This window comes from Petrotoga sp. HWHPT.55.6.3 (assembly GCF_002895495.1).
GTDB classification, from domain to species: domain Bacteria; phylum Thermotogota; class Thermotogae; order Petrotogales; family Petrotogaceae; genus Petrotoga; species Petrotoga mobilis.
In genome coordinates this window covers 1-25,742 of record NZ_AZRJ01000012.1, presented here as the reverse complement: position 1 = coordinate 25,742, position 25,742 = coordinate 1, and the positions used below count along the sequence as shown (strand labels likewise).

The window sequence follows — 25,742 nt, the reverse complement described above, 5'->3', positions numbered from 1 at the left end:
ATGATGTTATTGCAAAGAGGCTAAACGGAGGACTAAAAACAGGCGCTTTTGTATTCAAATATTACTAAAATAAGAGGAGAGATATCATGAAGATAGCATTAGGGATAAAAGGGAACAGTGTAAACAACACACATTTTGGAATGTCTGAGAAATATAGAATATATGAATTAGAGAATGACATGCTGAATTTCGTTGAGGAAAGAATAAACGATAAATTTACTCAACACAAACACTCAGAAGTTGAAGATATAATGGAAATCCTTTCTGATTGCAATGTTTGGGTAGCAAAGTCTATGGGGAAAAAATCTAAAGAAGTAATTATAAAATCGGGATATACTCCCCTTATAATTAACTCTGACTCAATACAAGAAGCCGAAAATGAGATTGTGAAAGCATTAGACCACCAAAGTTTCTTATGACTATAATCAAAATAAATCGAAGAGAAAAGAGATGGGATAATAATTTATGAATAAAGAAAGCGATCTCTATCCATCTAATAACATTCACGAATTTGTGAAATCAATGTCAGATCTAACGTTTATAACAAACGCACCCAATCAAACCCTCAAAGATAGATTTGAACAGTTAATAAAGGATTGTCAATCCTTCGATTGTTTAGTTGCATACTTTTATATAAGTGGATTTCATCTTATATATAAATGGCTAGAAAAAACTGAAAAAATCAAAATACTAATTGGAATTGGAACTAGTAAAGAAACTTACGATTTAATAAATACACCAGGAAATCAAATTCTGTCACATTCAGAAACGAAACAAGAGGTTGAAAAGATGGTAGAAAGTGAGATGAGTGATTCAGAAGATAACCAAAATGTTGAAGAAGGGGTTCAAAAGTTTGTTGAATGGATAAAAGATGGAAAATTAGAAATAAAGGCTTACCCCTCACAAAATATTCATGCAAAATTATACATTATGACTTTCAAAGAGGGAGACAGAGATGTAGGAAGGGTTATCACTGGCTCAAGCAATTTTACACAATCTGGACTGCTGGATAACCTTGAATTCAACGTCGAGTTAAAGAACCGTTCAGATTACGAGTTTGCAAAACGGCAATTTGAGGAGCTATGGAAAGAAGCTGTAGATGTCAGTGAAAAATATATACAAACAATAAGCGAAAGAACCTGGCTCAATCAAACAATCACCCCATACGAGCTGTATCTCAAATTCCTATATGAGTATTTTAAAGAAGAACTAAGTAAAAGCGATGAAATCTTCTCTCAATATTTTCCTGAAAATTTCAAAACTTTTGAATACCAAAAGCAAGCTGTTATAAATGCGAAAAGGATATTAGAAGAATACGGTGGAGTTTTTATTTCTGACGTAGTAGGTCTCGGGAAAACCTACATCAGTGCGATGTTAGCAGGACAGCTTGATGGTAGAACCCTTGTTATAGCTCCACCAGCTCTACTTAATAAAAACAATCCCGGTTCCTGGCAAAATGTTTTCTCAGATTTTCATCTACCAGCTAATTTTGTATCAATTGGCAAAATTGACGAGGCTAAAAGGCTTATAGAACAAAGAGAATATAAAAATATAATCATTGACGAAGCACATCGTTTCAGAAATGAGGCGAATATCAATTATGAAAAAATAGCCGAAATTGCTCGTGGAAAAAGAGTTATCTTAGTATCTGCCACTCCCTACAACAATTCACCTAAGGATCTTCTCTCACTCATCAAACTCTTCCAGAATACCAAAAAAAGCAATATTCCAGGCGTTACTAATCTAGAAGAGTTCTTTGGAAGACTTGAGGGTAAGTTAAAAAAGGTTGACCGTCAAAAAGATTACAACAAATTCTTAGAAATTACAAAAAGTAATGCAAAAGAAATCCGCGAAAAAGTATTAAAATATCTAATGGTTAGAAGGACAAGAAGGGAAATCGAAAAATACTTTGCAGAAGATTTAAAGAAAAACAAAATAAAATTCCCGCAAGTAGAAGATCCCAAACCGTTCTATTATCAATTAAATGACCATGAAGACAGCATCTTCATGGAAAGTATCAGGCTAATAACCCAAGAGTTCAAATATGCCCGTTATACACCCTTGCTCTATTTAAAAAAAGGTATAAATTCCCAGCAAGAACAATCCCAAAAAAATATGGTTGGTTTTATGAAAGTTCTACTAGTAAAACGCCTTGAAAGTAGCTTCTATTCATTTAAAAAAAGCATAGAACGATTCATCCACTACTATGAAATGTTTATTAAAGAATATAGAGAAGGAAGAGTATACATAAGCAAAAAGTACATAAACAAAATCTTCGAACTATCCGAAGCTGAAGATGATGAAACGATTCAGAAACTTATAGAAGAAGGAAAAGCCGAAAAGTACGAAAGTAAAGATTTTAACCCAGAATTTGAAAAAGATCTCAACAAAGATCTTGAAATTCTAAGAGAAATAAGAACAATGTGGCAGTCTATAAAAAGGGACCCGAAACTTGAAACCCTACTTGAAAATTTGAAAAACCACAATATCTTGAAAAATAAGAAAATAATTATCTTTACAGAGTCAAAAGAGACTGCAGAGTATTTGAGTGAAAATATAAATAATTCTTTAGGTAACATTGCCCTTGTTTTTCATGGAAATTCACCAGAAGCAATTAAAGAGATAGTAATAGAAAATTTCGACGCAAGGGCAAAAAACCAAAAAGATGATTATAAAATACTCATTTCCACTGAAGTACTTTCTGAAGGCGTTAACCTACACAGGTCAAACATTGTAATCAACTATGACATACCATGGAACCCGACAAGGTTGATGCAAAGGGTAGGGAGAATAAACCGTATAGACACCCCGTTTAACAAAATTTATACATTTAACTTTTTCCCAACCAAACAAGCTGATTCCCAAATAGAGTTAACAACCATAGCTCGTTCAAAAATCGAAGCATTTTTAACATTGCTAGGTGGAGACACCTCGATTCTCACCGAAGGAGAACCTGTCTCTTCTCACGAATTATTTAACAAATTACTCTCAAAGGATACTATTGAACCAGAAGAAGAGAAAGAAAGCGAACTCAAGTATTTAAGATTAATTGAAGATATCCAAAAAAATAATCCCGAACTTTTTGAAAAAGTAAAGCAACTACCAAAGAAAGCTCGTTCTGCAAAGGTACTTTCTGAACCGCTCAAAGACATAGCTCTTCCTCAATCCCTAATCACGTTTTTCAGAAAAGGTAAATTAATGAAATTCTATCTATCGAATACAAGCAAACCAGCGAAAGAGACAGACTTTTTAACCGCCGCAAAGATTTTTGAAAGTACACCTAATGAAAAAAGAACGAATATTCTAACTCAACATTACTATGAACTATTAGATAAAAATAAAAGCACATTCTATGACGCAACCATCGAAGAAATCATCGTTGACACCCGCCAGAGAGGTTCTAAAAATGAAATCGAACTTCTCAAAATCTTAAAAGTGACCCAAAAAAACGCAAAACAACTCACAGAAGAACAGGAAGAATATCTTGATCAAATTATAACCAAGATTGAAGAAGGCGGTATACCAAAACAAACAGTGAAAAAAACTCTCACTGCACTAAACAAGATATCCAAAGAGATACAAAATCCGTTAAAAGTTATTGGTGTTTTACAAAGTGAAATCTCACCAACCTTCCTTAAAAGCCACTATGCACAAACTGCTGCTGTAACAGAAGGTAAAAGAGAAGTAATATTATCACTGTATTTAGGAGAGGATAATGATGAATAGAGAACAAGCCAGAAATCTCGTAGTTAAAATTTTCGAAAATCCTTTCAATAAAGACGACTTTTTACTTTTCCTTAAAAATCTCTTGAAATCCTTTGAAGAGAAACCTTTTGTCTACAGAGGTAGCTATATTCCCCATGCATTTGAACCTTACATAAGTTCATTAGAAAGAATCGGTAAGTATTCATATGATGGCAAAGAAATCGATTTACTCATCGTGCAGTTAAAAAAAGAAACCTCACTTGAGCGAGCTAGAGCCATGCAAAGAAACTTCATAGCTTGGTACTTAAAAGGCTCAAGAGGTGGGAAATTAAAAGATGCTGCTCTGGTTGCTTTTGTCTCACCAGAGAACCAAGATTGGAGATTTTCGCTAGTTAAGATGGATTATAGCTTTGACCTAAAAATTCCTGGGAAGGTCAAAGCCAAAGAAGAATTCACACCTGCAAAAAGATGGTCTTTCCTCGTTGGTAAAAATGAAAATAGCCATACTGCTCAAAGCAGGTTTATCCCAATACTAATGAACGATGAATACAAACCAACCCTTGAAGATTTAGAAGAAGCATTCAACGTCGAAATAGTAACAGATGAATTTTTCCAAAAATACAGAGATCTTTTTATTAAAACTAAACTAGAACTTGATAATATTGTCAAGCAGAATCCAGAAGTAAAACAAGAATTTCAAGCAAAAAATATAAGCACCGTTGACTTTACCAAAAAACTCTTATCTCAAATTACTTTCCTTTACTTCCTGCAAAAGAAAGGCTGGTTCGGGGTTAAAAAAGGTCAACCCTGGGGGACAGGCCAAAAGGATTTCATGAGAAAATTGTTCAACAAAGAATTTGGAGATTATCAGAATTTCTACAACGACATCCTTGAACCTCTCTTTTTCGAAGCATTACGAACCGACAGAAGCGATGCTGACCATTACTTTAGCAGATTTGACTGCAAATTACCATTTTTAAATGGTGGATTGTTTGATCCCATAAATAATTATAATTGGGTAGAAATCGACATAATGATCCCTGATTCTCTTTTTTCAAACACAGATAATACGAAAGAAGTAGATCAAGGAGACGGTATACTCGATATCTTCGATAGATTCAACTTCACTGTAAACGAAGAAGAACCACTCGAAAAAGAAGTTGCCCTGGACCCAGAACTTCTTGGTAAAATCTACGAAAAACTAAATGCCATAAGAGAAGATAACTTCGAAGAATATAGAAAAGTTTTGAAATCAGGTAAAAAAAGTTTAGAAACAAAATTCAACAAAGAATACGGCGTCTATTACACACCAAGAGAGATAGTTCATTACATGTGTCAAGAAAGTTTGATAAGTTATCTTGAAACAGAAATGCATGGTAAAGTTTTAAGAAAAGCGTTAGAAAAGTTTGTAGAAAAAGCTGATTCAGTTACTGAAATAGAAGCTATCGCCCTTGAAAAAGAAGAAAGAATCCAAGCAGGTGATCAGAAAACAACACGTTATGAAACTCAAATTCCTGAAATCATAAGGCGAAACGCAAAAGAATTAGATCAACTACTCGCAAACATAAAAGTACTGGATCCAGCAGTTGGCTCAGGCGCTTTTCCAATCGGGATGATGCATGAGATAGTAAAAATGAGAAAACTGCTTTCAATTTATCTTGACAAAGAGGAAAAGACTTATAATTTTAAGCGATCTTGCATTGAAAACTCACTCTATGGAGTCGACATAGATAACGGGGCAGTTGAAATATGCAAATTAAGGTTTTGGTTATCAATGATCGTGGATGAAGAAGATTTTCACAACATAAAACCACTACCCAACCTTGATTACAAAGTAGTTAAAGGAGATTCATTACTTAAAATAGAGAAAAAGCTTTTAAATTTTCAGCTTTTCGATGACTTAGAAAAAACAAAACCCTTGCTTTTTAGCGAGACTAGTCCTTCCAAAAAGCAAGATTACAAAAAGCAGATTGACGAACTCTTCAGCAAAATCACCAATGGCAATACTGAATTTGATGTTGAAGTTTATTTCTCAGAAGTGTTTCATCAAAACGGCGGTTTTGATGTTGTAATTGCTAATCCTCCGTATATTCAACTCCAAAAAAATGGAGGTAACCTTGCAAAGCTTTATGAAAAACTAAATTATGAAACCTTTGCCCGAACGGGAGATATTTACACGCTGTTTTACGAAAGAGGTATACAACTGCTAAAAGATAACGGCTTACTTTGCTTTATTACCTCTAACAAATGGATGCGTGCAGGATATGGAGAAAAACTAAGAAACTTTTTCGCCAGGTACAACCCACAAATACTAATTGACTTAGGCCCTGGCATCTTCGAAACAGCCACAGTAGACACTAATATACTATTAATTCAAAAAAAGCCTAACGAGAAAAATCTGAACGCTGTAACTTTACAAAGGGAAAACCACGAACCTATAGACATAAAGGCAGAATTAAAAAAACGCGGTGTTATACTTACTGACCTCACAAAAGATGCATGGTTTATTGGCTCAGCTACAGAACAAAAGCTCAAGGAAAAGATAGAACAAATAGGTAAGCCTTTAAAAGAATGGGATGTAAAAATTTATTATGGAATAAAAACTGGACTCAACGAAGCATTTATTATTGACAGCCAAAAGCGGGAAGAAATTTTGAACAATTGCAGGGACGAAGAAGAACGCCGCCGCACCGAAGCCGTTATAAAACCAATACTTCGAGGCAGGGATATCAAGCGTTACTATTACGAATGGGCAGGATTGTGGGTGATAGGAACATTTCCAGCATTACGATTAAACATTGATGATTACCCTTCTTTGAAAAAATATTTTCTTGACCACTTTGATATTCGACAACTAGAACAATCGGGCAAAAAATATCCAGAATTAGGCTTCAATGCCCGCAAAAGAACAGGCAATAAATGGTTTGAAACTCAAGATCAAATTGCTTACTACCAAGAGTTTGAGAAAGAGAAGGTGGTGTGGCAAAGAATAACGCAAGAACCGACTTTTTGTTTGGTGGGAGCAAACATTTTTACATTGGATAGCATGGCTTTTTTTACAGGAAGCCATCTTAAATATATAATGGCAATCTTAAATTCAAAATTAATTTATAAATATGTTCAAATGATTGTTCATCAATATGGTTTTACGGGTTTTAGGTTATCTAACCAATACGTTGAGATTATGCCCATTCCCCCAATCACTCAATCCAATCAAACCATAGTCCAGCAGATAGAAAAGTTGGTAGATAAAATCCTTTCCTCCAAAAAGGAGAATCCTCTTGCGGATACCAGCCAATGGGAGCAGGAGATAGATAGACTGGTGTATAAGCTATATGAGTTAACGAAGGAAGAAGTTGGGGTGATAGAGAATGGAAAATGAAAGGAGAAGAGAATGAAAATAGAAAAGTTATCAACTATAAAAAATCTTGGTATTTATAATAATTTTACCTGGGACGATGAATGTCCAGAATTCAAACAATTTAATTTCTTTTATGGTTGGAATTATTCGGGAAAAACTTCTCTTTCAAGAGTATTTAGATGTTTGGAAGAAAAAGAGTTACACCATGACTACCCTAATTTAAAATTTACCCTGCAAACTGATAATGGAAATATTTCCGAAAAAAGTGTTGGTAATGAATATCCAATTCGTGTCTTTAATGAAGATTTTGTTCTTGAAAATTTTAAATGGAATGACGAAACCCAACGCATTAATCCCGTATTAATACTGGGTAAAGAATCAATAGAATTACAAGAAAAACTAACCAAAAAAGAAGAGGAAAAGAAATCATTGGAAGATAATAACGAAAAACTTGAACTAGAGTTAAATACTAAGGAGAAAGGCTTAAAAAATAGTTTAACTGCCAAAGCCCGTGAAATAAGAAACATATTAGGAATTACTAATCAAAAGGAATTTGATAAAAATGTATTAGAAAATAAAATTGAGAAAATTAACAAAAATATTAATCAATATATTTTAGATGACGAACAAAAATTACTTAGAATTTATAGAAATCAAACAAAATATGTGAATATTTCATTATTAAATATAAATCTGAAAATTAACTATCTTTATAACGAAACCAAAAATATCTGTGAAAGGCAAATAACAGCACAGCAGATAATAAAAAAGCTTAGAGACAATCCAGAATTAAACCGGTGGGTCAGAAATGGTATAGACCTTCACAGAAATGAGGAATATTGTCAATTTTGCGGAAATAAATTACCCGATGATTTATTTGAAAGATTGAATAAACATTTTTCGGAAGAATACGATAAATTAATAAAGGATTTAAACGATTGTGAAAAGAGAATTAAAGAACATAAAAATATTATAAATAAAACACAGTTTACAGATAAGGAAAGATTTTATCCTGATTTTTCGAAAAATTATGAAAAAAAGATAGAGGATCTAAAGGTTAAAATTGAGGAATATGGAAATGTATTAGATAATTTGCTTGAAAAACTGCAAGAAAAAATAGAGAAACCCTTTGAAAGAATTACTTTTGACTTACAATTATCAGACATTGAAATCGTTATACGAGATCTTATTGATAAGACTAATAAAATTATGGTTCTCTTCCAAAAAGTGTGGGTAGAAAAAATGAAACATGAACAAATGATTAAATAATCTGGTATCATGTAAGAAAACACAAAAATACACAAGGAGTGATGCCAGATGAGAAAAGAGCTACCAAAATTCTTTGAACAGATACTGAATATAACAGATCCATGGTACATAGAAAAGATAGAGCAACAAGGAAATACAATCAACATATATGTGGATTTCAAAAAAGGTGCAAAGTTCGAATACAACGGTAAATATTACAGTGCATACGATACGGTTCAAAGAAGTTGGAGACACTTAAACTTATTCCAATATGAAACATATATACATGCTAGGGTACCTAGGATAAAAACAGATGATGGGACAAAGACTGTAGAGGTTCCTTGGGCTCGAAAAAACTCTGGATTCACCTTATTGTTTGAAGCGTTTATTCTCGAGTTGTACAATCACATGACGGTTGCTGAGATAGCTAAAAAGTATAATACAACCCAAAATAGATTGTGGAGAATATTAGACTTTTACGTTTCAAAGGAATTAGAAAAACAAGATTTCTCAAAAGAACCGATAAAAACGTTATCTGTTGATGAAATAGCAAGGAAAAAGCATCATGTATATCTAACCAATTTCTTAGATGTGGAACGAGAAAAGGTTGTACATATAGCTGATGGAAAAGATGCAGAAACCTTCCTATCATTCAAAGAAAGACACACTGAAAAAAACGGTGATCCAAAAGACATAAAGTCCATATGCATGGATATGTCGGTACCTTTCAAAGCTGGAGCCAGGAAACATTTTCCAAAAGCAAAGATAGTATTTGACAAATTCCATGTGCTTAATGTATTAAGTGTCCAACTTGATAAAGTAAGAGCCAGAGAGAATAAAGGGTACCATGAAATACTCAAAAGGACAAAATACTTGCTATTAAAAAATCCTAACAACCTTACCAAGAAAGATAAAGTTAGACTCGATGAATTGATGGAATATCAACACCTTGATACAGTTCAAGCCTACGGATTGGTACTTGAGTTCAAAAAGATGTTCGATTACAAGAAACCTTCTTATGCAGCTAAGTATTTTAAACGATGGTATGAAAAGGTAATAGAATCAAATATACCTGAAATGATTAAAGCTGCTAAGACTCTTTTAAATCACATAGAAGGTATCTTGTTGCACATAAAAACGAATATCTCTAACGGTAAAATAGAAGGTATGAACTCTAAACTTAGAGGATTTACTAAAAGGGCTTTTGGTTTTAAAACATTAAAGAATTTAAAAATCACTATCTTTATTGCCCTTGGTAAACTTAATTTAACTCCAGCTTAATTACCCACTATTTTCGTGATAGAACCAAAATTATTCATAAAAATAACGATATGGTTGAGAAATTAGATGAAGAAAAAAGATCTGCAAAACAAAAGTTACTTGATCACTATACAGCAAAAGCTGAAGAAGAATTAAAATATTTCGACATAAAATCAGAGATAGAAAAATTATCTAAGCAGAAAAAGGAGATAGAAGAAAATATTTCCGTTATTGATAGAGATATAGAGGAAATAAAATCAAAAATTTTGACCGCTAATGTTGGCGTCCAAAAAATTAATGAGTATTTGACCCACTTTTTTAGAGACGATCAAATTAAGTTAAAACCGCTTGATGATAGTTATTACCAAGTCCGACGGTCTGAAGGAATTGCGAAAAATTTAAGCACAGGAGAAAAAAATATTATTTCGCTCATTTATTTTATGACAAGACTAGAAGAGAATAATTTTGAAAAACAAAACGCTGTGATATTCATAGATGATCCTGTATCAAGCCTTGATAGTAACCATATGTATCAGGTATATGGTTTTTTAGGGGAAAAATTAAATGAATGCGGGCAGGTTTTTATTACCACTCACAATTTTGACTTTTTTAATTTGCTAAAAGATATGGTTGAAAAGGATCCTAAAGGAACTCCAAACAAAAGGAATAAAAATGACAAAGAGAACTATTACTTAATAAAAAAAGTTCAAGAAAAGAACAATGAAGAGAACGAACAAGTAAATAAGGTTACAAAAATATCACGATTACCGGGAGTGTTAAGTGATTTTAAGAGCGAATATAACTACTTTTTTTATATATTGAAAACTTTTTATGAGTCAAAAGATAAAACTAATTTTGAATTATTATATATTTTACCAAACATTGCTAGACGATTCCTTGAAGCTTATCTGTTTGCAAAATATCCTGATGGATCCAATTTTAAAAATAAAACAAAGAAATTTTTTGAAGGGAATTTAGACGATTACAAAAAACAGAGTACTATGAAGATTCTTGATGAATATTCACATGAACAAAATCCTGAACACGATCAGAAATTTCCAGATATAAATGAGGTTGAAATAGCCATCGATACTATATTAACAAATTTAAAAGATAAGGATGAAGAACATTACATAGCGCTCGAAGACAGTTTGAAAAACAAGAATTAAATTTTACAAAAGCCATAGATAATTTTGTTTATAAACTGTTTAAGCTTGGGATAAAGGGGGTATAATCATGTCAACAATAATAAAATCTTTAAAGATTAAAAACTTCCGAGGAATTCAATCAATAGAACTGAATTTCACGGACTTAAACATGATTATAGGGAATAATGGCACTAATAAGACAAACATATTAGAAGCATTAAACTTCGCATTATCACCTGCCTATTTAGCTAACCGTATCAAACCAACGGATTTTTATCAATGATCTAAAAATGATAAATTGATTTGATCAAGATTCGATTTTCACACTTCTTCACTAACAGGTTTAGGATTGAACGTTTCTTCCGGTGCAATTTTTAAAAAGAGAATAATTACAATAACTGATACTATGCTGGCAAACAGTGTAATTTGATATCCCTTCATTAAATCTAAAAGAATACCATATATCTGCATACCAACAGGCATAGCTCCTCGAGCAATCAACTCCACAACCGTAAAAACACGAGATCTTACGTTGGTTGGTGTCATTTTTTGCATGTTGGTATCAATAGGTATATTTATAAAAGCATTGCTCACGCCTACTACCATAAGGTTTATGTACAAAATTATTAAGAAGGTCCATGAAGCACCTCCGAATCTGGTAACGACATTAGGAAAAAATAAACCTGCAATGATGAAAAACATGATAGCCTCTACTGTTAAACCAAATGTCATCGATTTTTTCGGATTATTCTTAGAAAAAATAGTACCGATTAAAATACTACCAATTAGTATCCCCACTGTAAAAGATGATTGAGTGATCCCATACTGTTCGCTCGTAAACCCAATTTCTTGCCTTAATACATAAGGAAATACGATCGTGAGAATCGGTGCCATTATAAAATTGACAACCAATGCAAATAAAAGCAGTTCTTTCAAACCCTTTCTTCCCCGTATAAAAATCAAGCCTTCTTTGATGTCTAAAAACATTGATTTAAAGGATATTTTCTGCTTACCTTCATAATGCGGATGGTAAGTAATAAACATTTCACTTATAGCAGAAATAATGAAAGAAATTCCATTTATAAGAAACACAACTTTTATTCCCCCAAATCCGTATATGATTCCACCAAGGATTGGTCCTATAATATTAGAAATACCATTTATTGAAGAATTTAGCGAATTTGCTTTTGTGAGGAATTCAATAGGGACTAAGTCCGGAAGCATCGCATTGGTTGAGCCGCCGAAAACACTGTCTAATATAGAAATAAATACTTGGGCAGTGAAGATAAAGGCGATGCTCATCCAACCTTGATAGGCTGAATATGCCATAAAGAGTATAATTGCTCCCCGTAAATAGTCCATATTCACCATAATTTTCTTTCGATTTCTTCTATCTCCCAAAACCCCTGCTATCGGTGAAAAAATCAATCCTGGAAGCATACTTAAAAGAGAAAATGTACCCATAAGCGTCCCAGAGCCTGTAAGATCAAGAATATAAAGCGGTAAAGCAATCATTTGTACGCCAGTTCCTATTAAAGATACAAGCCTGCCTGCAGAGTAAAGCAAAAAGTTTCTTTTTTGCTCATTTGTCATAACATTTCCCCCTGTTTTGATCTTGTTATAATGCTTTTATGAACTTTAAAACTTTATATTTAGCGCCCCTTTGCCCCGCAGCCCACCCATAAGGAAAAGTTTTTTTTGTTCTTTCGCCCCGCAGCCCACCCATAAGGAAAAGTTTCTTTTGTTCTTTTGCCCCGCTGCCCGCCCATAAGGAAAAGTGAGTAGGATTTCCCACTGTTCGCCCTCTAAGGAAATCATTATTATTAATTTTAGCATATATTTTCTGGTATTTCAAACACGTTAAGCTCCTTGTCAAATATGGTTGATGGAATAACCCCTTCAAATCTTCTTTTTTGCCTTATTTTAATATGGGTGCATTCTCTCTTTTAAGAATAATGGCTAATTAAACTTTCATACAACCAATTGACTTTCTATTATTTCTTTGTAAATAGAAGATTTTTTTAGTAAATCTTCATGTACTCCTTCTCCTCTTATCTCTCCATCTTTTAATAATATCACCTTGTCTGCTTTTCTTATCGTCGATAATCTGTGGGATATTATTATCAGAGTCATCTCGTACTCTTTCAATTCATCAAATATTTCTTCTTCTGTCTGTGAATCTACCCCTGACGTTGCTTCATCCAGTATCAATACCTTTGGTTCCCTTATCAATGCTCTTGCTATCGCTACTCTCTGCCTTTGCCCATCAGATAACTTACTTCCCCTTTCTCCCACTACCGTGTCGTATCCTTCATCTAAAAGCCCTATGAATTTGTCTACCTTCGCTTTCTTTACCGCCTTCATGAATTCTTCTTCAGTGAATTCATCATCAAGCATTATGTTTTCTTTGACCGTCATGTTGAATAAGGGTTCGTTACCTCTGACTAACTTTATCTTTTCTCTGATTTCTTGTAATTTGTAATCTATTATGTTTTTATTCCCTAATAGTATTTTACCGTTTGTGGGATCGTACAGTCTGACAAGAAGACTCACCATCGTACTTTTGCCGGAACCACTCGTTCCTACCAATGCTAGCTTTTCGTTTTTGCCAATGAAGAGATTTATACCTTTCAAAACTACCTCGTCTCTGTATTTGAATGAGATGTTTTTGTATTCGATGTTGTAATCCTCGGGGAAAAGATATATACCATCACTTTCCTCTTCAGGCATATCGAGGATTTCAAAGAATCTTTCAGCTAGAGGTTCAACCCGTTGTAGTTGAACCAAATTTTCATTTATGATTCCTATGGGTTCGTATATCCATGGCACAAAAGAATAAAAAGCTATTAAAGTTCCCAAAGATATATTCCCTCTTATCACAAGTACTCCTCCAAATCCTAATATAATCACAGGAATTACATAACTGATAAAAAAGGCTATATTTAAAATGGTTATTTGAAATATCCCTGCTTTAGTCGCTTGTATAGCCCAATTTTCCGCATCCTTGGAAAATGAATTTGAAAAGTATTTTGTTTTCCCAAATACTTTAATAATTAATTGACCATCTAACTTTTCTTTTATAGAAGAAGTTAATTTTCCAAAAGATTTTCTTTCTATTTTTGAATAATTCTGCAATTTTGTTTGTGAACTTCTTATAATAAGCCAATAGAAAGGTAAAGAAGCAAGTACTATCAAAAATAATTGCCAATTCAGATAAGTCAATATAGCAGAAGTAACTATTAAATTCAAAAAGTTTAAACACATGGTTGGTAATACAAGGGCCATTGCATAAGAAGTTTCATCAATATCAGACAATAACCTACTCATTATATCCCCAGAATCCATCTTAGAATAATCAACAAATTTTGAGTTTTGAATTTTATTATAAAGGTTTATCTGCTCGTTTTTGATAGTTAAAAAGTTAACTTTTCGATGATAAGTATTAAGAAAATAACTGAAAATCCTTTCTAAAGCGACGATACCTATTAAAAAAGCAAGGAAAAAAGGCAGTATGTTGATTCTTTGAAAAGTTATTATATCGTCGATTAAATACTGAATGAAAAAAGGCCTCAAAGCTGCTAATACTAAAGTAACAACACCCAAGAGAAACATGAAAATCATATACTTTTTATAATTTTTTATCCCATATCTTATCAATCTTCTCGTGTGTAAATTCATACCTTGACTCCTCCCCTATAAATGAAATTTTAAGAGTTCGTTGCAACAAAGTCTTTTTCGGCTTTTATTAAAATAGAATTTTTAAGTTCTATCACGAACATATTGAGTAATTAAACTTTCATACAATCATTTAGCTCGTATAATATGTATGCTATAGTTATACCGTGTATGCATGTAATTAACAACGTTTTTTGATTCAAATCGTTTTGTGTTTAAAGCCATCTTTCATCTTTTCCTTGAACCCCTTTCGGGGTGTTCTTTTACCTGGAGAGTATTCACGCTGTTTTTCATAAAAGCATTAAACAACAAATGATAAATTGATTTTATCAAGGTTTGACTTTTATGCTTCTTCAGTAAAAGGTTTGGGATTAAACGTTTCTTCTGGTGCAATTTTTAAAAAGAGGATGGTTACAATAGCTGATGCTATGCTTGCAAACAGTGTAAGTTGATATCCCTTCATTAAATCTAAAAGAGTGCCAAATATCAACGAGCCAACAGGTATAGCTCCTTGAGAAATCAACCCCAAAACTGTAAAAACACGAGATCTTACGTTGGTTGGTGTCATTCTTTGCAGGTTGGTATTAATAGGTATATTTATAAAAGCATTACACACGCCTATAAACATAAGGTTTATGTACAAAATTATTAATAAAGTCCATGATGCACCTCCAAAATTGGTAACAACATGTGGAAAAAATAAAGTTGAGATAATGAAAAACATAATGGCCTCTGCTATTAAACCAAGTGTCATTGATTTTTTGGGATTACTTTTATAAAAAATAGTGCCAATTAAAATACTGCCAATTAGTATCCCCACGGTAAAAGAAGATTGAGTGATTCCATACTGTTCGCTTGTAAATCCAATTTCTTGCCTTAATACATAAGGAAAGACAATCATAAAAATTGGTGACATTATAAAATTGGAAATCATTGCAAACAAAAACAGTTCTTTCAAACCCTTTCTTCCTCTTATAAAAACTAAGCCTTCTTTGATGTCTGAAAACATAGATTTAAAGGATATTTTCTGCTTACCTTCATAATGTGGATGGTAAGTAATAAACATTTCGCTTATAGCAGAAATAACGAAAGAAATTCCATTTATAAGAAACACAACATCGATGCCGCCAAATCCGTATATGATTCCTCCGAGGATGGGTCCTATAATATTAGAAATACTATTTATTGAAGAATTTACCGAATTTGCTTTTGTGAGGAATTCGATAGGAACCAAGTCTGGGAGCATCGCACCGGTTGAGCCACCGAAAACACTGTCTAATATAGAAATAAATACCTGGGCAGTGAAGATAAAGGCGATGTTCATCCACCCTTGATAGGCAGAATATGCCATAAAAAGTATAATTATCCCTCGTAAATAGTCCATATTCACCATAATTTTCTTTCGATTCATTCGATCTCCTAAAACCCCTGCTATCGGTGAAAAAATCAAGCCTGGAACCATGCTTAAAAAAGTAAATGTACCCATAAGCGTCCCAGATCCTGTAAGATCAAGAATATAAAGCGGTAAAGCAATCATTTGTATGCCACTTCCTATTAAAGATACAAGCCTACCTGTGGAGTATAGCCAAAAGTTTCTTTTTTGCTCATTTGTCATAGAATTTCCCCCTGTTTTAATCTTTTTTATTGCCTTTAGAAACTCTAAAAACTTGTGTTAGCGCCCCTTCGCCCCGCTCCCCGCCCATTTAAGGAAAGAGAATCTTTACCCCCTCGCTGCCCACCCTCTAAGGAAGGGAAGATTCGCACTACTTCACCCATTTAAGGAAGGGAGAGCGGGATTTCCCACTGCCCGCTCTCTAAGGAAGGTAGAGATGGATTCCCCCGCACCCATTTGAGGAAGGGTAAATATAATTCCCTCTCCTCGTCCATAGTCTTTAATTTTTACAATCTTCTGATGTTTTCGAGATAAATTTGCCATAATTCATCAGAGAGTAAATCATAAGCTGTGTAATAAGACTCTACTTTCTTAATTTTTTTCTGTGGTCTTCTCAACATTTTTATAACCCCCCTTAATTATTTTAAACCTAATTCAAATATTTCAAAAAAATTATAACAAATAAAATAAAGATTGTCAAGTATATAAATAAAAAAATTCAATAATTTTTATGTTTTTACTAAAAATTTTTGATTCAACATATTGTATTGAGATTTAAAATTGGTGTATATAGTTGTTTAACGAAAAAAGCTAAAATAAATTACGAATATGGTTCGGGAGGAGTAAATGAATGTTAGAAAATAAAATTGGTTTAGCTCCGATGGCGGATTATACAGACTACCCTTTTAGGGAGATTTGCAGAAGATTTGGAGCAGATTTTACTTTTACAGAAATGATTTCAGTAGATTCTATAATAAGGGAAAATGAAAAAGTTGACAAAATGCTTCCTCAAAAAGGTGAAGATAATATAGGTGTACAACTTTTTGGCAACGACGCAACAAAATTCGTCGAAGCAGCCAAAGCTGTCCAAGGTTTAGCTAGTTGGATCGATATAAACGCTGCTTGCCCTGTTAATAAAGTGGTGAAAAAAGGTTCAGGGGCAGCTTTGTTAAAAGATCCAAAATTATTGGGAGATATCGTTTTTAATCTTAAAAAGAGTATTGATTTGCCCGTGGGAGTAAAGGTAAGATTAGGATACGATCAAATAAATATAGAAGAAGTAGCACAAACAGTCCAAGAAGCAGGTTCTGATTATATTATTGTTCATGGTAGAACTAGGTCACAAATGTACAGTGGAATTGCAAATAGAGAAGTAATAAAAAAGTTAAAGGGAAAGATCCGTATTCCTTTGGGGGCTAGCGGTGATGTGTTCAGTAAAAAAGATATAGATGATTATTTGATGAATTATGGTGCGGATTTTGTTTTAGTTGCAAGGGGCGCTATTGGTAACCCTTGGATATTCACAAAGGACAATTATATTCCGACTTTAGATGAGAGAATAGATACTTGTTTAGAGCATTTGAAACTTACGATTGAATTCTATGGTTCAGAGGTTTATGCAGTAAAAAAATTCAGAAAAGTATTAATGAAATACTTTTCTGGTATTGAAGGCTCAAAGGAGGTAAGAAGGAATTTGCACCTACTTTTATCTTATAACGATGTCGCTGAATTAATTTATACAACATTAAAACGTTAGTAATTATGCTATTTCATCAAGCAATATCCCTTGAACATCGTTTAGGGCTTTGGCAAGTTTCACAGACACTTCAGGTGGTATCTGTCTTATAATTTCCTTGCTGTCTTTATCGATAATTTTTACAATAATAATATCCAAATCCCTTTCTATTTCAAACTTCGCCTCTCCTTTGAAAATTTTGGATAACTTTTTTAATCTGTCTTCAATTATCTTTGTGACTTTGTCAAGCTCATCTGGCATAAACTCTTCTTTTTGGATTGGCTGGTTTGAATTTTCAGGATTTTTCAGATTGGCGTTCGCCATTTCAAAGTGCTGTCTATTGGCTATAGGATTGTTAATGGAAAAATCTTCTTTACCCCCAATATTTGATATTCCCATAATATCACCCGACCTTAAAATTATTATTCGCTTTTTTATCGTCTGATATTTAATAAACTTTAATATTTAAAAAATTACATTATGAACATTGCGTCACCAAAAGAAAAGAATCGATATTTATTTTCTTTTGCAATTTCATATGAGTTCATTATAAAATCACGATCAGCAAACGCTGAAACAAGAAAAAGAAGTGAAGATCTTGGTAAATGGAAATTGGTGATCATAGCATCAATTATTTTAAATTCAAATGGTGGGTATATATATAGATCTGTTTTACCAGCGAGTTTGTCAGGATTTCTGGCAATCGATTCGAGCGTTCTAACAACCGTTGTTCCTGTGGCTATAACCCTTTTACCGTTAGCTTTGGCTCTAACTATGTCGTGAAGCACACTTTTTGGCACGGTATAATACTCTTCGTGTATTTGGTGGTTTCTAATGTCTGGTTCTTTAACGGGCCTAAAGGTTCCCAAACCGACATGAAGAGTGATTTCAGTGAAATTTACGCCGTAATCTGTAAGCTCATCTATCAACTCCTGTGTGAAATGCAAACCAGCGGTTGGTGCAGCCACCGCACCATTGTTTTTTGCGTAGGTAGTTTGATATTTTTCTGGATCGTCGATCTGTTTTTTTATGTAAGGCGGTAAAGGGACTTCACCAATTCTTGGCAATTTTGAGAAAAAGTTGGGATCGTCAAATTCTAAAATTCTAGATCCGTCTTCCAGATGTTCTACTACTGTGCAAACTAAATCATCTTCAAAGATAAGTTTGTTGCCTTTTTTTATCTTTCCACCCGGCTTTACCAAAGCTTTCCATGTTTTATCGTTTCCATCTTTTTCTAAAAGTAAAACTTCAACTTTAGCACCTGTTTCCTTTTTGCCGTACAATCTTGCAGGGATAACCCTGGTATTGTTTAAAACAAGCAAATCGCCGGGTCGTAAATAATTTTTTATATCCCTAAAAACTTTGTGTTCGATACTTTTTACTCTTCTATTTAGCACCATCAGCTTGCAGCTATCTCTTGGTTCAACAGGTTCTTGGGCTATAAGCTCTTCAGGTAACTCGTAGTTATACTGCTCTAAGTCAAAGCTCTGTTCACTCATCTACAAACCTCCGAAGTTCCAATAATTTGTCTTTATCAAACCGATATTCACTAAATTTATCTTGTGAAATCATGTAATAACCAAGTTTATTACTAAAATGAACTATCAATTCATCTGCAGGTGATTCAAAGTAAATTCTCTTTTTTTCGGACATTCTCTTTAAAATATCCTTGTCATCTTCACTTTTTAAAACGTATTCAATGTTTTTATCGAATACTATTATCGCAGGGAAAAACGTCATATTTTCTATGTAGAGATTATCCAACAAATCAACCAATCTAACTATACTTTCTTGATCATTGTACCTTACAACGTTGCTACCATCGATAATAACACCTTTAATCGATCCTTTGCTCATAAGCCTATAATGGTAGTAAGAGATATTTTTCAATTGAAGTTCCACCATCTGTTTTTCGTAAGGGCCTAAACTCTTAAATATTTCTTTTATTTTTTTGTACAACGAGATCTTTGTATCGATAGGATCAATGCTTAGGATCTCGTCTATGAGGTCTTGTACAAAGGGAGTTTTCACATCTAAAGGTATGTATGTTATTAGTGCGTATAAGTCTATAAAATCCTTAAAATCCAGCCTTTTTAATATAACTTGAGGATTGTAAAACTCTACCCCATACTTTTTTAATTTCTCATTGTAGCCACCTGGTGGAAACTTATCTGGAAAAAGTAAAAATTTCAAGTTTTCAATCGTTTCTTCTTTTAACTTGTAATAACTTCTTAAATCGGCGAATCTATTCTCTTTTGGCTTTTTTAAAATATGCATTATCAAAAATTGGAAATCGTTTATATGTTTTTTTGGTATTTTTAGTTCGGCGTCTTTTCCTAAAACTCTGTAAACCCAAAACATTTTTCTTTCGTTTAATTCTCGAGGTTTTCTGATAATACTATTAGCCTTTTCAACTATTTTTCTTGCTTTTTGGCTATGTTCTTTGTAATCTTTTTCTGAGATAACGTTAAAAATTCTCTGAATTGACACAAAACTACTGCTCCTTTTCTATAATAGCCTCCATCTCTTTGTACTTTTCACCAAATCCTTCGATTTTTACATCCCTATACTTAATATCTTCATTGTACGAAATATGAATCTCCAATCTTTCTTCGGGGGTTAAATAATCCAAAAAGTCTGCCCATTCAATTATATATACCCCTTCAGGATCCAAAAAAACATCCAAGTACTCTATCTCTTGAGGATCGTTTAACCTATACAAGTCGACATGATATATTGTTGGATTTGTGTTGTATACCTTTATTAGGGAAAAAGTTGGGCTTGTTACGTTTACGGGAGTTTTGCTCAAACTGTTAACTATATAAGATGTCAACGTGGTTTTCCCCGTTCCTAAATTGCCAAAAAGTAATAACTTAGCTCCCGGGAAAAGATATTTAGAAATAGTTGCTCCAAGTTTTTGGATTTGTTTTAGGTTGAATTTGTTGTAAGATATTATAGGTTGTTCACTCCCCAATTACATTTTTCTTTTAGAAAACAATCAGAACATTTAGGCGTTTTTTTACAGTAAACCTTTGAGTGCTTAACTATTAACGCATGGTATTCGTTGTAAAGCTGAACATCTTTTGTCAGGTTTTTCTCAAAAAAATCTTGAAACTCGTCGTATTCTCTAGACAATATTAAACCCAATCGTGAAAACATTCTTTTTGTATAAGCATCGATAACAAAAACTGGCATTTCAAAGGCGTATAAAAGTATTGAATCAGCCGTTTCTTTTCCTATTCCTTTTATGCTTAACAGCTCTTCCCTTAAAGAGGTTGCACTTTTAAGTTTAATCTTATCTATATCATAATCATATTTTTTTAACCATTCTAAGAAGTTTTTCAAACGTTTACTTTTGAGATTGTAAAAACCCGAAGACCTTATCAATTGAGCTAAATCATCTTCTTTGATTTTAGATAACTTTTCTGGTTCTAATAGATCACGTTGCTTCAAATTTTCGATAGATTTTTCCACATTATTCCAAGAAGTATTTTGTGTTAAAATAGCCCCCACAGTTACTTCAAACCAATCATCTGCGGGCCACCAATGCTGTGGCCCATAATAATCGTAAAGATCCTTGTATATTTCATAAACTTTATTCAATATTTAATTTCTACCTCCATATTAAATGTTCAGGTGTTTCTCCTTCCAAAGCTTGTATGATATCTTTTGCTACCATCTGAGCCATTCGACTTCTTGTCTCATGTGAAGCAGACCCAATGTGGGGTGTTAGTACTACGTTATCCAAATCTTTTAATCCAGGTGTTAATTGTGGTTCATTCTCATATACATCTAAAGCAGCACCTGCGATCTCATTATTTTTTAATTTTTCGTATAGTGCTTGTTCATCTATCACCGGACCTCTTGCTGTGTTAATAACAAAGGCAGATTTCTTTAATAGCGATAATTTTTCTCTATCCAATAAATGATAAGTTTCGTCAGTCAAAGGCACATGTAAACTCACATAATCAGAAACCTTCAAAAGCTCATCCAACGGTAAATAAGTGGCATTCAATGCCTTTTCTTCTTCACTGGAAAGGCGATGCCTCTGATAGTAATAAACCTTCATGTTGAACCCTATTGCCCTTCGGGCAACTGCTTGACCTATACTTCCAAATCCTATGATACCCAAGGTTTTACCGTACACATCCGTTCCAAGAAACAATTCAGGCTTCCAACCATCAAATTTACCTTCTCTTGTAAAGACATCAGACTCGACGATTCGTCTGGCAACAGCTAACATCAACGCCCAGGCTAAATCAGCTGTGGTTTCAGTTAATACATCAGGGGTATTAGTTACATATATCCCTAACTCTTTTGCCTTTTGGATATCGATGTTGTTGTATCCAACAGCGTAGTTTGCAACGATTTTTAACCTATCCTTCCCTGCTTCTAAAACTTCACTATCAATCGGATCTGCCAGCATGGTAATTAATGCGTCAGATTCTTTTGCTATTTCTTTTAGTTCTTCCTTGGTGAGTAGCTTATCCTTTGGATTAACCCAAATATCGTATTTCCCTTTTAGCAAATCAATGCCTGCTTCGGGGATTTTGTAAGTTATTGAGACTTTTTTCATTTTTTAGCCTCCTAATTGGGATTCTGTATTTTTAATGTTTTTAGACTATAGAAGTTTTTTAGCACCCTTTCGTCCGACTGCCCACCTATAAAAAAATGAATTGAAGAAAGCTTTGCTTCTTGTGGCATTCTCAAATATTCGCTTTAATTATATCATAATATAAAACTAAGCACTAAATTTTGCCACCTTATCCAAAAAGATTTTTGCTGTTTTGTGCAAAACGTTTTTTGTTGTCTCTTGCAAAATGTTTTATCCGTAATGATTTAAAAGTTCTTTCCTTATTCTCGTTTGCTCCGCAAACGACGCGTATGTCTCAGCCTACCTCTAAGGAATGCTTGTGCTGCTTTATGCAAAACGTTTTTTGTTGTCTCTTGTAAAACGTTTTATTTGTAATGTTCAAAAAGCTCTTCCCTTATTCTCGATTGCTCCGCAAACGATGTTCTACGCGAACGACGTCCCACGCAAACGACGATCAACCTCAAGTTAAACAAAAAAGCCGCCTAGATTAACTTCCAATAAACTAACTTTCATCTATTTAACCTAAAGCAGAAAATGATATAAAAAAAACGTCTGTCGACCTCCAATAAGGTAAAAAACCCAGGGGATCGACAGACAAGTGTTAAAAGTCACAAGGCTTGTTCCATAAACCTTTAAATTGATTTTTAACAATTCGTCAAAGTTTTGCTTGACAAATGTAATTTTTTATGATACACTTTTTATCGTGAACCTATGGGTGTATATCCTACCTCTAAGGAATAAAAACTTTAATAACTCCTCACGCAAGTCATCAATTTTTTTAGTATCTATCCTACCTCTAAGGAATAATTTTGCCGCCTTATGCAAAAATGGCTTCTTTGCAATGCCTTAGAATCAATTTCCTTATTCTCGTTTGCCCTGCAAACGACGTGTGTGTATTAGCCTACCTTTAAGGAATAAAAACCCTTTTATAGGTGTCATGCTGACGATTTTCAATGAAAGTGTCTATCCTACCTCTAAGGAATAATTTTGTTGATCTGTGCAAAAAGACTTTTCGTAATGCTTCTGAAAAAACTTCCAAATTCTCATTTGCGTAGCAAATGACGTTTGTGTATTAGCCTACCTCTAAGGAATAAGTTTTGCCGACTTGTGCAAAACGTTTTTTGCTGTTTCTTGCAAAGCGTTTTATTTGTAATGCTCTAAAAACTCTTTCCTTATTCTCGTTTGCCCCACAAACGACGTTCCACGCAAATGACGATCAACCTCAAGTTAAACGAGAAGATCGCCTAGATTAACTTCCGATAAACTAACTTTCATCTATTTAACCTATAACAGAAAATGATATAAAAAAACGTCTGTCGACCTCCAATAAGGTAAAAAACCCAGGGGATCGACAGACAAGTGTTAAAAGTCACAAGGCTTGTTCCATAAGCCTTTGAATTGATTTTTAACATTTCCTCAAAGTTTTGCTTGACAAATGTAATTTTTTATGATACACTTTTTATCGTGAACCTATGGGTGTCTATCCTACCTCTAAGGAATAAAAACGACTTATCCAAAACCCTAGAGTTACCATGAAACTTTATGATGTGTCTATCCTACCTCTAAGGAATAAAAACCCTTGTTGAAACTCATAATTTTCCCTCCTCTAAAAATTCCGTGTCTATCCTACCTTTAAGGAATAAAAACAAATCATCTTCAGTAAATACCCCATTGATGAGATCTTCCGGGTGTCTATCCTACCTTTAAGGAATAAAAACAATCTTTCTTTTACCTTTGGATTTCTCCATATTAAATCTAGTGCCTATCCTACCTTTAAGGAATAAAAACAAGCTTCTTCTCTGGCTAACACTGGGTCTGTTTTGGTGCCTATCCTACCTTTAAGGAATAAAAACATTTCTCATCCCACTAATGATTCTATATAGTGGAAATGGGTGCCTATCCTACCTTTAAGGAATAAAAACACTATTTCATTCCATTTTACTCCAGAGTGAGCTTTAACGTATCTATCCTACCTTTAAGGAATAAAAACCGTTCTCGTAATCGTCGTCAAATCAAAATTGTTCTTGTACCTATCCTACCTTTTAGGAATATAAACAGCATTTGCAGAGAAAAAGCATTCCCTAAATACATCATTGCCTATCCTACCTTTAAGGAATAATTTTGTTGCTTTGTGCAAAACGCTTTTTCATAATGCTTTAGAAACTATTTCCTAACCTCGTTTGCCCCGCAAACGACGTTCGTGTCTTAGCCTACCTTTAAGGAATAATTTTGCCACCTTTTGCAAAACGCTTTTTCATAATGCTTTATAAACAATTTCCACATCCTCATTTGCTAAGCAAATAAACAATTCTTCGGCCCCTATAACTTCACTTTAAACAAATAAGCAAATCAGTTTAACTTCCAACTAACTAATATTTACTTATTTAACCTAAACCAGAAAAAGATATAGAAAAAATGTCTGTCGACCTCCAATAAGGTAAAAAACCCAGGAGATCGACAGACAAGTGCTAAAAGTCACAATACTTATTCAATAAGTGTTTGAATCGATTTTTAACAATTTCTCAAAGTTTTGCTTGACAAATGTAATTTTTTATGATACACTTTTTATCGTGAACCTATGGGTATCTATCCTACCTTTAAGGAATAAAAACCAAGCTTGTTGATGCTATTATAGACAGCCAGTACCATGTATCTATCCTACCTTTAAGGAATAAAAACAACGATGTAATTATGCAGTACGAAAATCAAAATTTAGTATCTATCCTACCTTTAAGGAATAAAAACTTTCCATTGTCAAGTATGGAGATAGCTCAATATTGTTTGTATCTATCCTACCTTTAAGGAATAAAAACATTTTTTTCCCCGTGCTCATGTAAATACTCCTTTCAAGTGCCTATCCTACCTTTAAGGAATAAAAACTGGCAGGAAGATTAACAAGGGACCCAGAGAAGAAAAGTGCCTATCCTACCTTTAAGGAATAAAAACGATTTGGTTCTGCGATTAGAGTTAAATCCTTAGGTCTGTGCCTATCCTACCTTTAAGGAATAAATTTTGCTGCCTTTTGCAAAACGCTTTTCATAATGCTTTAGAAACTTTTTCCTATTCTCATTTACAAAGTAAATGACGTTTGTGCCTTAGCCTACCTTTAAGGAATAAATTTTGCCGCTTTGTGCAAAACGTTCTTTTCATAATGTCTTAGAATCAACTTCCATATTCTCGTTTGCCCCGCAAACGACGTTTGTGCCTTAGCCTACCTTTAAGGAATAAAAACTTAGAAAACGCATTACGCCTAATAGACTCTTGAACTGCGTGCCTATCCTACCTTTAAGGAATAAATTTTGCCGCCTTTTGCAAAACGCTTTTTCATAATGCTTTAGAAACTATTTCCACATCCTTATTTACGAAGCAAATAAACAATTCTTCGGCCCCTATAACTTCACTTTAACCAAATAAGCAAATCAGTTTAACTTCCAACTAACTAATATTTACTTATTTAACCTAAACCAGAAAAAGATATAGAAAAAATGTCTGTCGACCTCCAATAAGGTAAAAAACCCAGGGGATCGACAGACAAGTGCTAAAAGTCACAAGCTTTATTCCATAAGCATTTGAAATTATTTTTAACAATTCCTCAAAGTTTTGCCGTGTTAGATCATAATTAA

The 25,742-nt window shown here is 33.5% G+C and carries 17 protein-coding genes and 2 CRISPR repeat arrays; of the genes, 8 read left to right on the top strand and 9 right to left on the bottom strand.

All coding sequences use genetic code 11. The annotated features are described in order from the left end of the window. Positions 1 to 86 precede the first annotated feature (86 nt). The 7 genes from X926_RS04615 to X926_RS04585 all read left to right on the top strand — a co-directional run bounded on the left by X926_RS04615 (position 87) and on the right by X926_RS04585 (position 11,005). Entirely contained in the window at positions 87 to 419 is a 333-nt protein-coding gene (locus X926_RS04615) for a NifB/NifX family molybdenum-iron cluster-binding protein (protein WP_103065207.1), read from the top strand. Between the two features lie 46 nt (positions 420 to 465). Then, entirely contained in the window at positions 466 to 3,726 is a 3,261-nt protein-coding gene (locus tag X926_RS04610; protein WP_103065206.1) for a helicase-related protein, read from the top strand. Further along, complete coding sequence (locus X926_RS04605) at positions 3,716 to 7,087, top strand: N-6 DNA methylase (RefSeq protein ID WP_199171178.1); 3,372 nt, start codon at positions 3,716 to 3,718, stop codon at positions 7,085 to 7,087. The genes X926_RS04610 and X926_RS04605 overlap by 11 nt, the downstream gene beginning before the upstream one ends. 12 nt (positions 7,088 to 7,099) lie before the next feature. After that, positions 7,100 to 8,335 carry an AAA family ATPase gene (locus X926_RS04600; protein ID WP_103065204.1) on the top strand — a complete coding sequence of 412 codons (1,236 nt, stop codon included), beginning with the start codon at positions 7,100 to 7,102 and terminating at the stop codon, positions 8,333 to 8,335. Between the two features lie 48 nt (positions 8,336 to 8,383). Next, a complete protein-coding gene (locus X926_RS04595) occupies positions 8,384 to 9,595 on the top strand; it encodes an ISL3 family transposase (RefSeq protein WP_103065203.1) in 1,212 nt (403 codons plus the stop codon). Beyond that, a complete protein-coding gene (locus tag X926_RS04590; protein ID WP_369973676.1) occupies positions 9,595 to 10,743 on the top strand; it encodes an AAA family ATPase in 1,149 nt (382 codons plus the stop codon). The genes X926_RS04595 and X926_RS04590 overlap by 1 nt, the downstream gene beginning before the upstream one ends. A gap of 67 nt (positions 10,744 to 10,810) precedes the next feature. Continuing rightward, positions 10,811 to 11,005 carry an AAA family ATPase gene (locus tag X926_RS04585; RefSeq protein WP_103065201.1) on the top strand — a complete coding sequence of 65 codons (195 nt, stop codon included), beginning with the start codon at positions 10,811 to 10,813 and terminating at the stop codon, positions 11,003 to 11,005. Between the two features lie 38 nt (positions 11,006 to 11,043). Here X926_RS04585 and X926_RS04580 read toward each other — a convergent pair whose 3' ends face one another. From X926_RS04580 to X926_RS04565, 3 genes are all read right to left on the bottom strand, one after another. After that, positions 11,044 to 12,315 (bottom strand): MFS transporter, encoded by a 1,272-nt coding sequence (locus tag X926_RS04580; protein ID WP_103065200.1) that lies wholly within the window; start codon positions 12,313 to 12,315, stop codon positions 11,044 to 11,046. 378 nt (positions 12,316 to 12,693) lie between these two features. Beyond that, entirely contained in the window at positions 12,694 to 14,400 is a 1,707-nt protein-coding gene (locus tag X926_RS04570; protein ID WP_103065198.1) for an ABC transporter ATP-binding protein, read from the bottom strand. Positions 14,401 to 14,740: 340 nt separating this feature from the next. Then, a complete protein-coding gene (locus X926_RS04565) occupies positions 14,741 to 16,012 on the bottom strand; it encodes an MFS transporter (RefSeq protein WP_103065197.1) in 1,272 nt (423 codons plus the stop codon). A gap of 628 nt (positions 16,013 to 16,640) precedes the next feature. Here X926_RS04565 and X926_RS04560 point away from each other — a divergent pair. Continuing rightward, entirely contained in the window at positions 16,641 to 17,546 is a 906-nt protein-coding gene (locus X926_RS04560; RefSeq protein WP_103065196.1) for a tRNA-dihydrouridine synthase, read from the top strand. Positions 17,547 to 17,549: 3 nt separating this feature from the next. Here X926_RS04560 and X926_RS04555 read toward each other — a convergent pair whose 3' ends face one another. From X926_RS04555 to X926_RS04530, 6 genes are all read right to left on the bottom strand, one after another. After that, positions 17,550 to 17,924: a flagellar protein FlaG gene (locus X926_RS04555; RefSeq protein ID WP_103065195.1), complete on the bottom strand. Its 375-nt coding sequence runs from the start codon at positions 17,922 to 17,924 to the stop codon at positions 17,550 to 17,552. A gap of 74 nt (positions 17,925 to 17,998) precedes the next feature. After that, a complete protein-coding gene (queA, locus tag X926_RS04550) occupies positions 17,999 to 19,024 on the bottom strand; it encodes a tRNA preQ1(34) S-adenosylmethionine ribosyltransferase-isomerase QueA (RefSeq protein WP_103065194.1) in 1,026 nt (341 codons plus the stop codon). Then, positions 19,017 to 20,015 carry a hypothetical protein gene (locus X926_RS04545; protein WP_103065193.1) on the bottom strand — a complete coding sequence of 333 codons (999 nt, stop codon included), beginning with the start codon at positions 20,013 to 20,015 and terminating at the stop codon, positions 19,017 to 19,019. Before X926_RS04545 ends, queA begins: the two co-directional genes overlap by 8 nt. Before the next feature lie 4 nt (positions 20,016 to 20,019). Then, entirely contained in the window at positions 20,020 to 20,499 is a 480-nt protein-coding gene (gene tsaE, locus X926_RS04540) for a tRNA (adenosine(37)-N6)-threonylcarbamoyltransferase complex ATPase subunit type 1 TsaE (protein ID WP_012209323.1), read from the bottom strand. Next, positions 20,478 to 21,128: an endonuclease III domain-containing protein gene (locus tag X926_RS04535; protein WP_103065192.1), complete on the bottom strand. Its 651-nt coding sequence runs from the start codon at positions 21,126 to 21,128 to the stop codon at positions 20,478 to 20,480. Before X926_RS04535 ends, tsaE begins: the two co-directional genes overlap by 22 nt. Before the next feature lie 10 nt (positions 21,129 to 21,138). After that, the gene (locus tag X926_RS04530; RefSeq protein ID WP_103065191.1) at positions 21,139 to 22,101 is read right to left on the bottom strand and encodes a D-glycerate dehydrogenase; all 963 of its coding nucleotides are present in this window, start codon (positions 22,099 to 22,101) and stop codon (positions 21,139 to 21,141) included. 1,498 nt (positions 22,102 to 23,599) lie between these two features. Beyond that, positions 23,600 to 24,242: a CRISPR direct-repeat array (repeat unit 26 nt; unit sequence CTATCCTACCTTTAAGGAATAAAAAC). Between the two features lie 463 nt (positions 24,243 to 24,705). After that, positions 24,706 to 25,132: direct repeats of the CRISPR family, unit length 26 nt; unit sequence CTATCCTACCTTTAAGGAATAAAAAC. Positions 25,133 to 25,742 lie beyond the last annotated feature (610 nt).

Bases quoted from the DNA above. Each gene is read 5' to 3' on its own strand.
- X926_RS04615 (WP_103065207.1), top strand. From the start codon at position 87: ATGAAGATAGCATTAGGGATAAAAGGGAACAGTGTAAACAACACACAT.
- X926_RS04610 (WP_103065206.1), top strand. From the start codon at position 466: ATGAATAAAGAAAGCGATCTCTATCCATCTAATAACATTCACGAATTT.
- X926_RS04605 (WP_199171178.1), top strand. From the start codon at position 3,716: ATGATGAATAGAGAACAAGCCAGAAATCTCGTAGTTAAAATTTTCGAA.
- X926_RS04600 (WP_103065204.1), top strand. From the start codon at position 7,100: ATGAAAATAGAAAAGTTATCAACTATAAAAAATCTTGGTATTTATAAT.
- X926_RS04595 (WP_103065203.1), top strand. From the start codon at position 8,384: ATGAGAAAAGAGCTACCAAAATTCTTTGAACAGATACTGAATATAACA.
- X926_RS04585 (WP_103065201.1), top strand. From the start codon at position 10,811: ATGTCAACAATAATAAAATCTTTAAAGATTAAAAACTTCCGAGGAATT.
- X926_RS04580 (WP_103065200.1), bottom strand. From the start codon at position 12,315: ATGACAAATGAGCAAAAAAGAAACTTTTTGCTTTACTCTGCAGGCAGG.
- X926_RS04570 (WP_103065198.1), bottom strand. From the start codon at position 14,400: ATGAATTTACACACGAGAAGATTGATAAGATATGGGATAAAAAATTAT.
- X926_RS04565 (WP_103065197.1), bottom strand. From the start codon at position 16,012: ATGACAAATGAGCAAAAAAGAAACTTTTGGCTATACTCCACAGGTAGG.
- X926_RS04560 (WP_103065196.1), top strand. From the start codon at position 16,641: ATGTTAGAAAATAAAATTGGTTTAGCTCCGATGGCGGATTATACAGAC.
- X926_RS04555 (WP_103065195.1), bottom strand. From the start codon at position 17,924: ATGGGAATATCAAATATTGGGGGTAAAGAAGATTTTTCCATTAACAAT.
- queA (WP_103065194.1), bottom strand. From the start codon at position 19,024: ATGAGTGAACAGAGCTTTGACTTAGAGCAGTATAACTACGAGTTACCT.
- X926_RS04530 (WP_103065191.1), bottom strand. From the start codon at position 22,101: ATGAAAAAAGTCTCAATAACTTACAAAATCCCCGAAGCAGGCATTGAT.